A 14,807-nucleotide genomic window follows, 5' to 3' on the forward strand; every position below is an offset into this window, starting at 1 on the left:
AATAAGAGAAATCGAATCCCGAGGAAGTCCTTGAACTACCAAACGCCATATCAAGTTTTTCTGAGTCAGGTGAAATTGTCTAGCTTAATTTGACAAATGAGGATTTCATAATTTCAAAACTTGCCATGCTTTACTCCTCTAAATTCCTATTTTAAGATAGACCCAACTTTGATTATAAAACGGCTTAAAAACAAGGTTATTCAAGCCCTTGCTTAAATGGAAATTATTGTAATAGGGGCTTCTCTTAAAACTTCATCTATTCTATTTCTACATTATAGCACAAAAGTTCTGTAAACAGAACTAAAAATAAAAATTGTTCTGAAATTATGGATATGTTTTAATCAAAGTCGGTGTTATTCTAAAACTAGAGGATAATATCATGGAGAATAACAACAATTTATCACGGTTTGTAGCCGATAGAGTTAAAGAGTTACGAAAGCATAAAGGATTAACCCAAGAAGCCCTTTCTCATGCTTCAGGGCTAGATGTAAAATATGTTAATAAGTTGGAGAACTACAGGCATACAGCACGATTAGAAACCTTGGAACTATTACTAGAATCGTTAGACCTAACATACAGTGAATTTTTCAATTTTGACATTCAGGCTGATACAGCACTTATCGAAGAATTACTTGTAGCTATCGCTAGACTACCTAAGGATAAACAAGAGAAAAAAATTAAGGCCTTTATTAGCCTACTTGAAGAATAGAAAATACCACTTGATGTTCAAATGAATCAAGTGGTATTTTAGATAAAAGATAACATTATGATTAAAAAATATGAACTGAAAGATGGTACTATTCGCTACATGTACCATACATATTTAGGAACTGACCCATTGACAGGGAAACGAATCAAAGCCTGTAAACGAGGTTTTAAGACACATAAAGAAGCTAAACTGGCAGAAAGTCAACTCCTACTTAAAACGGAGGCGGAAGGATTTTCTGAGCCTGTAAAGCATTTGAAGTTCAGAGAAGTTTATGAATTATGGTTATCACATTATAAGAATACTGTTAAAGAAAGTACTTATGTCCGTCAAAAAGCACAAGCTGACTTACATATTCTGCCTGTTTTTGGTGATTACTTTGTGGATAAAATCAGCGTATCCTTTTGTCAAAACCAATCGAATCATTGGTTTACGACATACGCAAAATACGCCAATTTTATGGGCAAGGTGCGTGCTATTTTAGACTATGCTGTCAATCTAGGGTATTTGATGGATAACCCAATGAGAAAAGTCATTAGACCTCGTAAACGCCAAATTATTGATGACGATGAGCAGAAAGATAAAAAATTCTATGGTAAAGATGAACTGCGCCAGTTCTTGGATTGTGTAGAACAAGAAGGTGATTTAGAGCTATCAATTATTTTTCGTATCTTAGCTTATACTGGTTTAAGAAAGAGTGAGTTAATGGCTCTGCGTTGGAAAGATATTGACCTAGAATGTGGTAGTCTATCGGTTAATCAGACCATTGTTTATGGAGAGAATAACCAACAGATTTTTCAAACTCCCAAAACTAAAAGAAGTAAACGTAGCATAGCTTTAGACCCTATCACTGTAGCTAAATTAAAGAAGTGGCAACATTATCGGAAAGAGCAGACCTTTCCTACTCGCTTAAAAGATGATGATTTAGTTTTTGTGAATCTTGATGGTCAGCCCCACAGCTTTGATTACATCAACTATCATCTGAAGGTTATTTTGAAGAAGTACGGTCTCAAAAAGATTACTCCTCATGGATTCAGACATACTCATTGTAGCTTGTTATTTGAAGCAGGAGCTACAATAAAAGAAGTCCAGGAACGTTTAGGTCATGAAGACATTAAAACAACCATGAATATCTATGCTCATGTTACTAAGGAAGTGAAGGAGCAAACCGCTCAAAAATTTGCTCAATTTATGAGTAGCTAGCATGGTGGCAATCAAAATGACAATCACACACCAAAAAAGCCTCTCCCGATTTCTCGGAAAAGGCTTGATTTCAACAGTTTTATTTGGTAAATGCGGATTCTTATTTGAGACCGTATTTTTTGTTGAACTTGTCCACACGACCATCTGCTTGCGTGAACTTTTGACGTCCAGTGTAGAATGGGTGTGAGTCAGATGAAATTTCCACACGGATCAATGGGTAAGTTTCCCCTTCGAATTCAACAGTTTCTTTTGAACTCTTTGTAGATCCACTAAGGAATTGGTAGCCAGTAGTTGTGTCAAGAAAGACAACTGGACGGTATTCAGGATGAATATCTTTTCTCATCGTTAAGGTTTCCTTTCTGCCATAGCTCTCTTGAGCCATAGTTATTAACCATTCTAGTTTATCAAAACTCCTCCATCTTGGCAAGTATTTTTGATTTTTTCTTTTGGGAAATTGCAGAGCTGGTTACTCAGCGAGGTTGTCCCGTAATTCTTGGAAAATTTCTTCGTTTTCTTGGAGGGAGAAGGAGTTGGCACCACTGGCAAGCGGGTGTCCACCACCATCGTGGCGCTTGGCAATCGGACTGATTGGCTGGATCTTAGAGCGGAGGCGAACTCGATAGGTTCCATCAGGTTTTTCGACGAAGATGGCCCAGGATTGAACGCTGTCAATTTTCCCAGGTGCAGAGACAATAGCAGAGCTTTCAGCCTCCGTAACCTCATAGGTTTTCAGGATTTCCTGTGTCAAAACGATGCGGGCTGCCCCTTCTGGACTGACTTCTAGATTGTCGAAGACGTAGCCCTGCAATTTTGCAATCTTATAAGGGAAGGAGTCCAGCTGTCGTCCTAGGCCAGCAAAATCAAAGTCGAATTCACGCAAGTAGGCTGCCATTTGGAAGGTCTTGCTAGTCGTGGCAGAATAGAGGAAGCGTCCTGTGTCCCCGACTATCCCAGCATAGAGGAGCCGGGCTGCTTCAGTGGATAAGTTGAGACAAGTCCCTCTAGCAAAATCAGTGATGATTTCACTGGCACTGGAAGCAGTTGTATCGACATGGAGCAGGTCCCCATAGGGATCCTCGTCGGGATGGTGGTCGATTTTGATCAGGTAATTGCCGCTGGTGTAGCGACTATCATCGATACGCGGGGTATTGGCAGTATCGGTTACGATGACGAGGGCATCGGTATAGGCCGCATCCTCTACCTGATCCATTTTTGCCATCCAGCTTAGACTGGGCTCGTCAAAGCCTACGGCATAGATAGACTTGTCAGGGAAGTTGGTTCTCAGAATCTCTCGAAGTCCGAGTTGGCTTCCAAGAGCGTCGGTGTCGGGATTCTGGTGGCGGTGGATGATGATGGTATCATAAGCTTTGATTTGCTCTAAAATTTGGTTGAAAATGGTCATTGTAGTTTGGACAGATGGGTGATCTGCCGTCCTTTCTGTAGGTGCCTTCAGCATATCGGTATGGGGGATACCGTCTTCAAGGTAGGAGGGACTGATAGGGGAGAAGCCTAGACTGGCATAAAAGGGTGTTAAATGTGTCTGGGCCTGGACGAAGATAGGAAGGTTAGGGAACTGCTCTGCTATGGTCCCAAAGGCCCGTTCCATCAATTTTCGAGCTAGCCCTTGTTGTCTATTGCTCGTAGCGACTAGAACTCGTCCGATTTTAACTTGGTCAGCTAGAGGAATGATTCGGCAGTAGCTTAAGATTTGCCCATCTTCCTCCAGAAAGAGATGGAGGGCGCTTAAATCTAGTTCATCAATCTCCGGATAGAGACAGTCCTGCTCCAGCATGAAAATTTCCATGCGAATCTTGTAAATTCGAAAAATTTCTAGTGCTTCTAGTTCCTCAAAGGTCCTGATTTTCCAGTCCATAAACCCTCCTTTTGGTTATGCTATTTATTATAGCTTAAAATAGAAAAATAAGCGATATTTCGTTATCTGTAATATTAGGAGAAGTTTGAAGGGGAATGGATATTAAAACTCGCTTAATAACCGAACGTTTGACTTGACATCGGCGGTTAATATGATAGGATAGACGACAATATTATTTTTGATACTCTTCCAAAATCAAAACTATAGATTGCTAGGTTTCCTTGCAACGTCAGATATGTCTACGTCAATCTGCATTGTCTTTATTGATTTTGAGGGAGTATGAGTGAGGAGTTTGGACGAGATGACGTTATCAGAATTTCATGAGCTACCAAAGGTTGAGCTACATTGTCATTTGGATGGGTCTTTGCCGCTAGCAACCATAAGGCGACTGGCTGACATGGCTGAGATTGCCCTGCCAGCAGATGAGGCTGAACTCAAGGCCTTGGTCACGGCTCCAGCTCATGTGGAGAGCCTCAACGACTACCTAAAAACCTTTGACTTTGTCCGTCCCCTACTCCAGACCAAGGATGCTCTGCGCTTGGCGGCCCATGATGTGGCAGTAGCTGCTGCCCAAGAAAATGTTCTTTATACGGAAATCCGCTTTGCGCCTGAACTTTCCACGGACCAAGGTTTGTCCGCCTATGAGGTCGTTGAGGCTGTCTTGGCTGGTTTTTCGGATGCCATGGCAGAGCAGGATATCGTCGTCAAAGCTCTGGTTTGTGGACTTAAGCAGACAGCAGCTGAGCAAGCCTTGCCGATCTTTCAGGCGGTGCGTGACCTCCAGACCGTGGTCTAGCAGGCTTTGACTTTGCAGGTAATGAAGTGGATTATCCGATAGAGGAAATCGCAGAGCTGATTAGGGAGACCCAGGACTTGAGGCTACCCATGACCTTCCATGCAGGGGAGTGCGGTTGTGCAGCCAATGTCGCCTACGGGATGGACCTTGGGCTCAAGCGATTCGGTCATGCGACAGCCCTTTATAAAGAGCCAGATTTAATCGAGCACGTGGTAGCTGATGGAGCAACGCTTGAGATGTGTTTGACCAGCAATCTCCAGACCAAGGCGGTTCCTGGCATAGAGGATTTCCCTTATCCTCAGCTCTATCAAGCAGGTGCTAATATCACCATCAACACGGACAATCGGACGGTTTCTGATACCAATTTAACCAAGGAGTATGAACTGTTCTACAAGATCTACGGGACAGCGACAGCGGATTTTCTCCGCTTCAATGAGAATGCCATACAGGCTGCCTTTATCAGTCTAGCTGAAAAAGCTCTGCTATTGCAAAAAATCCGCCAAAACTATCAGCCATTCTTGTAAATTTATGCTAGAATAGAAGTAATTTATTATTGGAGGAAATTATGGCCTTAGCAAAAATTGTTTATGCTAGTATGACAGGAAATACAGAAGAAATCGCCGATATCGTTGCCAATAAGTTGCAGGAACTGGGGCATACCGTGGAAATTGACGAGTGTACGTCAGTGGATGCGGCGGATTTTGAGGATGCAGATTTAGCAGTTATTGCCAGCTATACTTACGGAGACGGTGATCTTCCTGATGAAATTGTGGATTTTTATGAGGATTTAAAGGACCTGGATTTATCTGGTAAGGTTTACGGTGTGGTTGGTTCAGGTGATACCTTCTATGATTATTTCTGTAAGACCGTTGATGATTTTGAGGAAGCCTTCTTCATGACAGGTGCTACCAAGGGTGCAGACTCTGTCAAAGTTGACTTAGCGGCTGAAGATGAAGATATCGAGAAGCTTGAAGCCTTTGCGGAAGCCTTGTCGGCTCATTTTGACTAAACAATGAATTTGAAGAGTGAGCCAAGGGATGCCCAAGGCCACTTTTTTACAAGGGAGAAGGAATGGCAACGAGACCGCAAGGTAGTCTTTTAGAAAAACGTTTTTTCTGCTTAATGGGTTTATTAAGTGTACTAATCGTAGGGTTTTTGGTTTGGAAAAATTGGGAAAAGTTGGGGCAGATGGTTGTTCTTTTTAGCCATCCAGAGATGCTCAAAGAGAGGATTGGGCGCCCAGATGCTTTGGATTTTCTCTTACTTTTGCTTTTGACCGAAGTGATGACGGCTATTCCCTTACTTTCTAGCTCCGTAGCTGCGATTGTAAATGGTTTGGTTTTTGGACCCTGGCTTGGATTTGTTCTTAATCTTATGGGGATGTGCTTGGGGAATGTCTTGGTTTTGCAGATTTTACCTCACCTTGGTGAGGGGCATGCTCACCGTAAGTCCAATCACTTAATGGAGGATTTAAAGACCATCCAAAATCCATTTTTAGGTTTGATGCTGGGTTATATGATTCCCTTTATTCCAACAGTCTTGGTTAATGATTTGGCCGTAGAATTGAAGGTTAGTCGTCAGTCCTTAGGGTTGGCTATGGTCTTGGGTCTACTACCTGCTAGCCTTCTTTATGCTTTTGGGGGTGATGCCGTGATGGTAGGGAACTTTAAGCGTTTAGGAGGAGTTTTTTGGGTTATCCTTGTTGCTCTAATTAGCTATGCAATTTATGAATGGAAAAAGAAAAGAAGGAGGAAAACAAATGGATTTGGATGCAATTAGACGAGAAATTGACAGTGTGGATAGAGAACTCGTTGCCCTGTTCGAAAAACGGATGGATTTGGTTGGTCAGGTTGCGGAATATAAACGGGAAACTGGCAAACCAATCTTTGATCCTGAACGGGAAGCTACCTTGCTAGATAAGGTTGGTCGCTTGGTTGAAAATAAGGCTTACCAAGAGACTATTCAGGCCACTTTTTCAGATATAATGATCCAGTCTCGGCGCTACCAGGCCAAGGCATTGGGACTTAAAGAATAGCAAAAAAGCTGGATGGTTAAGTCCAGCTTTTGTAGTGATAGGTATTGATCCTAGAGATGCTTAGATTGGTAGGTACGATGTGGATTGGGAGGAAAACAAGGCTTAATGGAGACAGAGTTGACTAGCGTTCACAAGCGACTCCATCACCGTCTCTATCCAGTTTTCGACTGTAACCAGGGTCTCCACTATAGATAGGAGCTGCACCAGCGTTTCGGGCTTCAGTACAATTGGCATAATAAACGTTGGCATTTGCTGCAGGCTGTTGGGCGAAGGCTGCGATTTGTGCTTCTTGTGATTGAGCAGCTGCTTGTGCCTGGGCTGCCGCTTGAGCTTCAGCTGCGGCCTTCTCTTCTGCCTCTCGTTTTTCAATGTTAGTTTGCACGGTTGTAATACGATCTTGGAGAGTCTTTTTCTCGGTTTCGTTAGAGACAAGCTTTAGTTTTTCATTAGCCTGATTTAAAGCATCGCGGTTTGGATTGCTTTCGAGACTCGCAACACTGGCCTTGGCCTCTTCAAGTTTTTTGGCATCGGCCTCCTTCTTGTCAATGGTTTCTTTGACGGTATTCCAACGTTTGTTGAGGGCTTCTTTTTGACTGGCATCGGAAATAAGATTGATTTTTTCTTGTGTGGCTGCTAAGAGCTCTTTGTTTTGAGTTTTTTCAAGTTCTTGGATAGCAGTTTCAGCAGTTTTAAGGATTTTTTTCTTTTCTTCCTCAGCTTTTTTTGCTTCCTTGCCGAGTTGGATGATTTCTTTATTTTCTTCTAAAAAGGTCGCATGTTGCTTTTCAATAGTTTCCTTCTCATCTTGCAACTGGCTGATGGTTTTTTCCTGTTGGCTAATCTGATCTTCAAGTTTGGTAATTGTATCTTGTTGAGAATTGTGACTGATTAATGAGCTACTTGCTAGGACAGTCAAGAAGCCGAGGGCAAGATTCTTACCGGTAAATATTTGTTTTAACTGAGATGGTGATGGCATTTTATTCCCTTCCTTTTTGTTTATTGATGATATTGTTATATCAAAAAACATTCTAAAAACTAACTTTTTTTAAAAAATTAAAGGAGATTTTCTAGTGGACGAACAGATTATTTTTCAGGGTAAGACTTTTCAAATTCAAAAGTTGCTCGATTTTGGTTTTAAGAAGAAGCAGGGGTGCCTGACTTATAGCCAGCCTATTTTAGGTGGAGAATTTGAAGTACGGTTACGGGTTGTAGATGGACAGTTGACTGGTCAGGTTTGGGATTGCGACATGAACGAAGAGTATCGTGCCTTTCGTGTGGTTGGAGCTCGTGGGGCCTTCGTCGGCCAGGTGCGGGAGGCTTATTTGGCTCTTTTGGGGCAAATAGCGGAGCTTTGCTGTTTGTCGTCTCCTCTGCTGTCAGACCAGGGTAATCGACTGGTGGCACATCTACAAGCGACCTATGGGGATACCTATGATCATCCCTTTGCCAAATATCCTAACTACACAGCCTTCCGCGAACCGATTCATCATAAGTGGTACGGTCTGGTCACGCAAATCAAGCGTCAGCAACTGGATTTAAGTGGAGAGGACTGGTCAGCAGAACAGCTGGAAGATCTTATCGAGGTCATCAATGTCAAGGTCGAGCCCAATCAACTTGAAAAGTTATTGGGGACCCAGGCCATCTACCCCGCCTACCACATGAACAAAAAATCCTGGGTAACGGTCGTTTTGGATGAAGGAATGTCCGACACGGACCTGTTTGACCTGGTGGCAACCAGCCGTCAACTGACCCTGCCAAAAGGCTATCGTTCTGCGACAGGCCCCGATTATTGGGTCATTCCAGCCAATCCCAAACGCTTTGACATCGATGCTGAGTTTGCCCAGACAGATGATGTCTATTGGACCCAGAAATCTACCATTAAAACTGGTGATCTGGTTTGCATGTATATCACAACACCGATTCAGGCCGTCCGCTATGTCTGCCAGGTCTTGGAGGCTGATATTCCACCTAGTCAGGTGCCTGAAGAAGAGACTGACAAGCCCCTCATGAAGGTGAGAAGAATTCACACTTTCGCGGATACAGTCTTTCCCTTTGACCGCATGAAATCCTTGGGCGTAAGAGCTGTGCGCGGGCCACGTCGGTTGACCAAGGAGATGATGGAGGCGGTTCAAGAGGCAATGGCGTCTAGCTCTGCTATTGCCCAGAAAGAAAAATAGTCAGAAAAAGGTGAAAATTCAGGATTTCATCTTTTCTTTTTTCTGAAAAGTAGTAAAATGGTACTAAGTCAGTTTTGAGAGGACATATTATGAAAAAAAACTTTATACACCAGCAGGGAGAAATTTCCTTTGTGAAAAACACCTTCACCCAATATTTGATTGATAAGTTGGAGATTGTTGAGGTGCAGGGACCTATCCTGAGCCGTGTCGGCGACGGGATGCAGGATAATTTGTCAGGTGTGGAGAATGCGGTAACCGTTAATGTCAAGCTCATTCCGGATGCGACCTACGAGGTGGTGCATTCTCTGGCCAAGTGGAAACGTCACACCTTGGCCCGTTTTGGGTTTAATGAAGGTGAAGGCCTTTTTGTCCACATGAAGGCTTTACGTCCTGACGAAGATGACTTGGATCCAACTCACTCCGTCTACGTGGACCAATGGGACTGGGAGAAGGTTATTCCAGATGGCCGTCGGAACTTAGCCTATCTCAAAGAGACTGTTGAGCAGATTTATAAAGCCATTCGCTTGACGGAGCTGGCAGTAGAGGCCCGTTACGATATTGAGTCTGTCTTGCCTAAGCAAATTACCTTCATTCATACGGAGAAATTGGTGGAACGCTACCCTGACCTGACTCCAAAAGAACGTGAAAATGCAGTCGCTAAAGAATATGGTGCCGTTTTCCTTATCGGTATCGGAGGAGTTTTGGCAGACGGTAAGCCCCACGATGGGCGTGCCCCTGACTACGATGATTGGACTAGCCCTTCAGAGAATGGTTACAAGGGTCTAAACGGTGATATCTTGGTTTGGAATGATCAATTGCAATCTGCCTTTGAATTATCCTCTATGGGGATTCGGGTTGATGAAGATGCTCTTAAACGCCAATGTGCCATTACTGGCGATGAGGATCGTCTAGAATTTGATTGGCACAAGACCTTGCTTCGAGGCTTTTTCCCACTGACAATCGGTGGCGGTATCGGTCAGTCTCGCTTGGCCATGTTCCTCCTTCGCAAAAAACATATCGGTGAAGTGCAGTCTAGTGTCTGGCCTGAAGCTGTCCGTAATGAATTTGAAAATATCTTGTAAGCAAGAACAGAGAGTTGGGCAGGGGCTCAGCTCTTTTTGGTTAACTTGTATGGAGGAGAGTGATGATGAACCTAATATCAAGTGTCTCTTTGCTTCACACTGTCCGCTCTGCTATTTTTCTGCTATAATAGAAAACATGAGAATTGTAGCTGGTGAATTTGGTGGGCGGCCATTGAAGACCTTGGAGGGAAAGACAACTCGTCCGACGTCGGACAAGGTCCGCGGTGCCCTTTTTAATATGATTGGTCCCTTTTTTGAGGGGGGACGAGTTCTGGACCTTTTTGCGGGTTCGGGAGGTTTGTCTATCGAGGCGGTTTCTCGAGGCATGGCAGAGGCTGTTTTGGTCGAGAAGGACCGCAGGGCTCAAGAGATTATTCAGGCTAATATTTCCATGACCCAGGTGGCGGAGCGCTTTACCTTGCTAAAGATGGAGGCCGAGCGGGCCATTAGCCAATTAAGCGGTCAGTTCGATTTGGTCTTGCTGGATCCACCCTATGCCAAGGAGCAGATTGTAGCCAACATCGAGGCGCTGGAAGAAGCTGGCGTCCTGTCTGAAGAGGTCATGATTGTCTGTGAGACGGACAAGGCGGTAGATCTGCCCGAGGAAGTTAGCCATTTCGGAATTTGGAAGCAGAAAACATATGGAATTAGTAAGGTGACGGTTTATGTCAGATAAAATTGGATTGTTCACAGGTTCCTTTGACCCCGTAACCCTGGGCCATTTAGACATTATCATACGGGCTAGTCACCTGGTTGATCAGCTTTATGTGGGGATTTTTTACAATAAGGACAAGGCAGGTCTCTTTAGTGTTGAGTCTCGTCAGTCCATGTTAGAGGCTAGTCTAGCAGACTACCCCAAGATCAAGGTGATTACTGCTAGAGATTCGCTGGCGGTTGATATTGCCAAGCAACTGGGAGTTACTCATTTAGTCAGAGGTTTGCGCAATGCGACGGATTTTGAATATGAGGCAAATCTAGCCTACTACAATCATCATCTGGTAGCGGATTTGGAGACAGTATTTTTATTGACAGCAGACCAGTACCGCCATGTCAGTTCCAGTCGCATTCGCGAACTTATTCATTTTGAAGCGGACATTGCAGCCTTTGTCCCTCAAGCAGTCGTAACAGAAGTGGAGAAACAATTTGGACATCAACAACGCATTTGAAACCCCTAAAAAGCAGAAAGGCTCAGGTCGTAAGATTTGGTTTTTCCTAATCTTGGCCCTAGTGATTGTCGGACTTTTTATTCCGCTTCCTTATTACATAGAGATGCCAGGGGGTGCCTACGATATTCGGACGGTCTTGCAGGTTGAAGACCAAACAGATGATGCTGAGGGGTCCTATAACTTTGTAGCCGTGACCTTATCGGAAGCCAATGCTCTGCAATTGATTTATGCCTGGTTGACCCCTTTTACGGAGATTTCTAGTAAGGAAGATACCACAGGTGGATACAGTTCAGAGGATTACTGGCGGATTAGCCAGTACTACATGGAAACTTCGCAAAATGGGGCTATCTATCAGGCTCTTAGTCTAGCTGGCAAAGAGGTTAGCATGGACTTTATGGGGGTTTACGTCCTATCGGTTAGCGACAATTCAACCTTCCAAGGAGTTCTGAATATTGCTGACACTGTGACAGGTGTCAATGGCAAGACCTTTAAGTCGTCTGCCGATCTTATTGAATATGTGTCAGGTCTAACGATTGGCGATGCTGTGACGGTTCAGTATACGACAAGTGGAGTGGCAACGGAAGCTGAAGGTAAAATTATCAAGCTGGACAATGGTAAAAATGGAATCGGGATTGGTTTGACGGATCATACTGAGGTTAAAACTGATACTGAGGTGACCTTCTCAACAGAGGGCGTGGGTGGTCCGTCTGCTGGACTCATGTTTACCTTGGATATCTACGACCAGCTGGTTGATGAAGATTTACGTAAGGGTCGTGTCATTGCCGGGACAGGAACCATTGAGCAGGACGGTTCAGTTGGTGATATCGGCGGAACTTATCTCAAGGTTAAGGCAGCTGATGATATCGGTGCGGAGATCTTCTTTGTGCCAAATAATCCAGTTGATGAAGCCTACCTCAAGGAAAATCCTGATGCTAAGACGAACTATCAAGAAGCCCTAGAGGCTGCCAAGGAACTGGGAACAGACATGAAAATCGTACCAGTCACCACAGTCCAAGAAGCGATTGATTATTTAAAAGATTCACAGTAAAAAGGGCAAGCAAGTTTAGGCTTGCTTCTTTTTACTTGTAACCTTACAAAATCTGAAAAATAGTGTATAATGGTAAGGTTAGATAAGAATGAAAAATGGGACCTGAGTTAGTTTGTTAGGTTCTCAATAAATCCATAGAAACAGAGAGAGGAAGGCGTGGTTAATCCTACGCTGGTCGTGTATGAAGAAAGAAATTGCACCAGAGCAGTATAATTACAATAAATTCCCTGGGCCTGAATTCATTACCTTTGATCAATTTGTCAAGAGTGACGATATCAGCTTCACAATTTTGGAAAACCACAAGGAGGCCCTAGATGTAACAGCCTTTACCCAACGGTTTTCCGAAATCATGCTCCGCTATGACTACATTGTAGGGGATTGGTCTAATGGCCAACTCAGGCTCAAAGGATTTTTCAAGGATGAAAAGCCTGTTTTAGCAGCTCAAAAAGTTTCTCGGATTGAGGATTATCTCAAGGAGTATTGCTCATTTGGGTGCGCTTATTTTATTTTGGAAAATGCAGAGCCTCGCGAATTACCGAAGGAAGAGGACAAACCTCGTCGTCGCCGTAATCGTCGTCAGAATAATCGTTCTGAACGCCCTGAACGAGACAAAAAGGACAATCGTCAGTGGCGCCAGCAGGCTAGTGAAACTGAGTTAGAGGTTCATTTTGAACCCATCAAAAAACCTCGACGTTCCAAGCCAAAGAATGATTTCAAGAAGATCCAGCGTAAACAGACAGACTCGGCTGCGGTAAACAAGAAGAAGCCAACCAAGCAGAAGGCTGAGAAGGTTCAACAGCATTTCACCATCAGAAAAAAGGAAAACTAAACCATGAAACCATCTATTTACAGTTTGACTCGTGATGAGTTGATTGATTGGGCAGTCGCAAACGGAGAGAAGAAGTTTCGGGCCACCCAAATTTGGGATTGGCTCTATAAAAAACGTGTTCAGTCTTTTGAAGAGATGACGAACATTTCCAAGGACTTCATTGCCAAGCTCAATGACCATTTCTGTGTTAATCCACTCAAGCAACGAATTGTTCAAGAATCAAAGGACGGTACGGTCAAGTATCTCTTTGAGTTACCTGATGGTATGCTGATTGAGACAGTACTCATGCGTCAGCATTACGGTCTCTCAGTCTGTGTGACGACCCAGGTGGGGTGCAATATCGGCTGTACCTTCTGCGCCTCAGGTCTGATTAAGAAGCAACGCGACCTTAATAACGGTGAAATAACAGCCCAAATCATGCTGGTTCAGAAGTATTTTGACGAACGCGGTCAAGGAGAGCGAGTCAGCCATATCGTGGTTATGGGGATTGGTGAACCTTTTGACAACTATGATAATGTGCTTAAGTTCCTCCGTACGGTCAATGATGACAACGGTCTTGCCATTGGTGCCCGTCATATCACGGTTTCGACATCTGGCTTGGCGCACAAAATTCGTGATTTTGCCAATGAAGGGGTGCAAGTCAACCTTGCGGTCTCTCTCCACGCGCCCAATAACGAGCTTCGCTCGAGCATCATGCGAATCAATCGCTCCTTTCCGTTGGAAAAACTGTTCGCAGCCATTGAATACTACATTGAAACGACCAACCGTCGTGTAACTTTTGAGTATATTATGCTCAATGAAGTCAATGATCATCCTGAGAATGCTCAGGAATTGGCCGACTTAACCAAGAAAATTCGGAAGTTATCCTATGTTAACCTGATTCCCTACAACCCTGTATCAGAGCATGATCAATATTCTCGGAGTCCAAAAGAGCGCGTAGATGCTTTCTATGATGTTCTCAAGAAAAACGGAGTCAACTGTGTCGTGCGTCAGGAGCATGGGACGGATATTGACGCAGCTTGTGGTCAGTTGCGCTCCAATACTATGAAGCGTGACCGTCAAAAAGCTGTCGCAGCAACAGCAGGTCTTTAAAATGTTTGGACTTTGGACAGATGTGGGCGAGCTTACCAGGGGTGGTAGGCGGCTAGTAGGGGGACTGTTGTTACTCTATGTCCTTGCTGTAGGACTGATGTGCTTTAGCCCCCAGATTGATATTAGTGGCATTGAGACACCAGGGATTCACTATTACGGTCGGGTCCCTGTTCTCTTGATGCCCCTTAATTCACTGGTGAGATTTGGAGATGTCAGCTCATTAGGTCAGCTGGTTTGGATTTTTTGTCAAAATGCCATGAACATTTTGCTGCTGTTTCCGCTTGTTTTTTTAGCCCTTTGGCTCTTTCCTGAAATCCGCTCATGGGAAAAATCAGGACTCTTAGCTCTTGCCCTGTCTCTGTGTATCGAGTGTGGTCAGGTCTTGCTGGATGTGCTCTTTGATTTCAACCGTGTTTTTGAAGTTGACGACCTTTGGACAAATACTTTAGGTGGCTTGATTGCCTATCTGCTTTATTCCGGACTGCATAAACGTATTAAGAAAATCCTCCAGTCCAATGCTAATGAAAGCCTATAAAATACCGCTTGTCGGTATTTTTTAAAGGCGTTCAAGCCGTCCTCGGACGATTTGAGCTTGAAATAGGGTGATGAAGTCGCTAGACAAGAAAGAGTATCGCTGGTAGAAGGTTCTACTATGCCACTGAAGAATTTGAAGACAAGGTCCTGAAAATCGGAAGTGAATCCGTGTTGCTTCAACTGATGCTCTACTGACTCAAAACCTAACCAGGCAAGGTGACCTAAAGCACCTATAAGAAAGAGGCAGAAAGGCTTAACGCTGACTT

At 43.9% G+C, this 14,807-nt stretch carries 16 protein-coding genes and 2 pseudogenes; 14 read left to right on the top strand and 4 right to left on the bottom strand.

Annotated elements, in window-relative coordinates:
* Positions 1–379: 379 nt before the first annotated feature.
* Positions 380–709: a helix-turn-helix domain-containing protein gene (locus ACFORF_RS07605; protein ID WP_380426954.1), complete on the top strand. Its 330-nt coding sequence runs from the start codon at positions 380–382 to the stop codon at positions 707–709.
* 57 nt (positions 710–766) lie between these two features.
* Positions 767–1,909, top strand: a complete 1,143-nt coding sequence (locus ACFORF_RS07610; protein WP_380426956.1) for a site-specific integrase — start codon at positions 767–769, stop codon at positions 1,907–1,909.
* 100 nt (positions 1,910–2,009) lie between these two features.
* Here ACFORF_RS07610 and ACFORF_RS07615 read toward each other — a convergent pair whose 3' ends face one another.
* The 3 genes and pseudogenes from ACFORF_RS07615 to ACFORF_RS07625 all read right to left on the bottom strand — a co-directional run.
* Positions 2,010–2,252: a type B 50S ribosomal protein L31 gene (locus ACFORF_RS07615; protein ID WP_380426958.1), complete on the bottom strand. Its 243-nt coding sequence runs from the start codon at positions 2,250–2,252 to the stop codon at positions 2,010–2,012.
* A 123-nt stretch (positions 2,253–2,375) separates the two neighbouring features.
* Positions 2,376–3,311: a DHH family phosphoesterase gene (locus ACFORF_RS07620; RefSeq protein WP_380427099.1), complete on the bottom strand. Its 936-nt coding sequence runs from the start codon at positions 3,309–3,311 to the stop codon at positions 2,376–2,378.
* A 57-nt stretch (positions 3,312–3,368) separates the two neighbouring features.
* Positions 3,369–3,782 (bottom strand): annotated as a pseudogene (locus ACFORF_RS07625) (GNAT family N-acetyltransferase); the annotation flags it as partial.
* Positions 3,783–4,083: 301 nt separating this feature from the next.
* Between ACFORF_RS07625 and add the strand changes: the two are divergent.
* The 4 genes and pseudogenes from add (at position 4,084) to ACFORF_RS07645 (ending at position 6,613) form a co-directional block, all read left to right on the top strand.
* A pseudogene (add, locus tag ACFORF_RS07630) lies at positions 4,084–5,102 on the top strand (adenosine deaminase).
* 41 nt (positions 5,103–5,143) lie between these two features.
* Positions 5,144–5,587, top strand: a complete 444-nt coding sequence (locus tag ACFORF_RS07635; protein WP_380426960.1) for a flavodoxin — start codon at positions 5,144–5,146, stop codon at positions 5,585–5,587.
* 62 nt (positions 5,588–5,649) lie between these two features.
* Positions 5,650–6,357, top strand: a complete 708-nt coding sequence (locus tag ACFORF_RS07640; protein WP_380426961.1) for a TVP38/TMEM64 family protein — start codon at positions 5,650–5,652, stop codon at positions 6,355–6,357.
* Positions 6,338–6,613, top strand: coding sequence for a chorismate mutase (locus ACFORF_RS07645; protein ID WP_380426963.1), 276 nt, complete (start codon positions 6,338–6,340; stop codon positions 6,611–6,613). The genes ACFORF_RS07640 and ACFORF_RS07645 overlap by 20 nt, the downstream gene beginning before the upstream one ends.
* 121 nt (positions 6,614–6,734) lie before the next feature.
* On the opposite strand, the gene ACFORF_RS07650 is transcribed toward ACFORF_RS07645, so the two are convergent.
* Positions 6,735–7,589, bottom strand: a complete 855-nt coding sequence (locus tag ACFORF_RS07650; protein WP_380426965.1) for an excalibur calcium-binding domain-containing protein — start codon at positions 7,587–7,589, stop codon at positions 6,735–6,737.
* A 94-nt stretch (positions 7,590–7,683) separates the two neighbouring features.
* Between ACFORF_RS07650 and ACFORF_RS07655 the strand changes: the two genes are divergently transcribed.
* The 8 genes from ACFORF_RS07655 to ACFORF_RS07690 all read left to right on the top strand — a co-directional run bounded on the left by ACFORF_RS07655 (position 7,684) and on the right by ACFORF_RS07690 (position 14,542).
* The gene (locus ACFORF_RS07655) at positions 7,684–8,790 is read left to right on the top strand and encodes an MmcQ/YjbR family DNA-binding protein (protein ID WP_380426967.1); all 1,107 of its coding nucleotides are present in this window, start codon (positions 7,684–7,686) and stop codon (positions 8,788–8,790) included.
* An 89-nt stretch (positions 8,791–8,879) separates the two neighbouring features.
* Positions 8,880–9,872 carry an aspartate--ammonia ligase gene (asnA, locus tag ACFORF_RS07660; protein ID WP_380426969.1) on the top strand — a complete coding sequence of 331 codons (993 nt, stop codon included), beginning with the start codon at positions 8,880–8,882 and terminating at the stop codon, positions 9,870–9,872.
* Between the two features lie 136 nt (positions 9,873–10,008).
* A complete protein-coding gene (gene rsmD / locus ACFORF_RS07665; RefSeq protein ID WP_380426971.1) occupies positions 10,009–10,548 on the top strand; it encodes a 16S rRNA (guanine(966)-N(2))-methyltransferase RsmD in 540 nt (179 codons plus the stop codon).
* Positions 10,538–11,038, top strand: coding sequence for a pantetheine-phosphate adenylyltransferase (gene coaD, locus ACFORF_RS07670; RefSeq protein ID WP_380426973.1), 501 nt, complete (start codon positions 10,538–10,540; stop codon positions 11,036–11,038). Before rsmD ends, coaD begins: the two co-directional genes overlap by 11 nt.
* 34 nt (positions 11,039–11,072) lie before the next feature.
* Complete coding sequence (locus tag ACFORF_RS07675; RefSeq protein WP_380427101.1) at positions 11,073–12,086, top strand: SepM family pheromone-processing serine protease; 1,014 nt, start codon at positions 11,073–11,075, stop codon at positions 12,084–12,086.
* Positions 12,087–12,267: 181 nt separating this feature from the next.
* Complete coding sequence (locus tag ACFORF_RS07680) at positions 12,268–12,915, top strand: YutD family protein (RefSeq protein WP_380426975.1); 648 nt, start codon at positions 12,268–12,270, stop codon at positions 12,913–12,915.
* A 3-nt stretch (positions 12,916–12,918) separates the two neighbouring features.
* Entirely contained in the window at positions 12,919–14,007 is a 1,089-nt protein-coding gene (rlmN, locus tag ACFORF_RS07685) for a 23S rRNA (adenine(2503)-C(2))-methyltransferase RlmN (RefSeq protein ID WP_380426977.1), read from the top strand.
* A gap of 1 nt (position 14,008) precedes the next feature.
* The gene (locus ACFORF_RS07690) at positions 14,009–14,542 is read left to right on the top strand and encodes a VanZ family protein (protein WP_380427103.1); all 534 of its coding nucleotides are present in this window, start codon (positions 14,009–14,011) and stop codon (positions 14,540–14,542) included.
* The last annotated feature ends 265 nt before the right edge of the window (positions 14,543–14,807 follow it).

Origin of the sequence: Streptococcus caprae (assembly GCF_042649745.1) — a bacterium.
Taxonomy (GTDB): Bacteria; Bacillota; Bacilli; order Lactobacillales; family Streptococcaceae; genus Streptococcus; species Streptococcus caprae.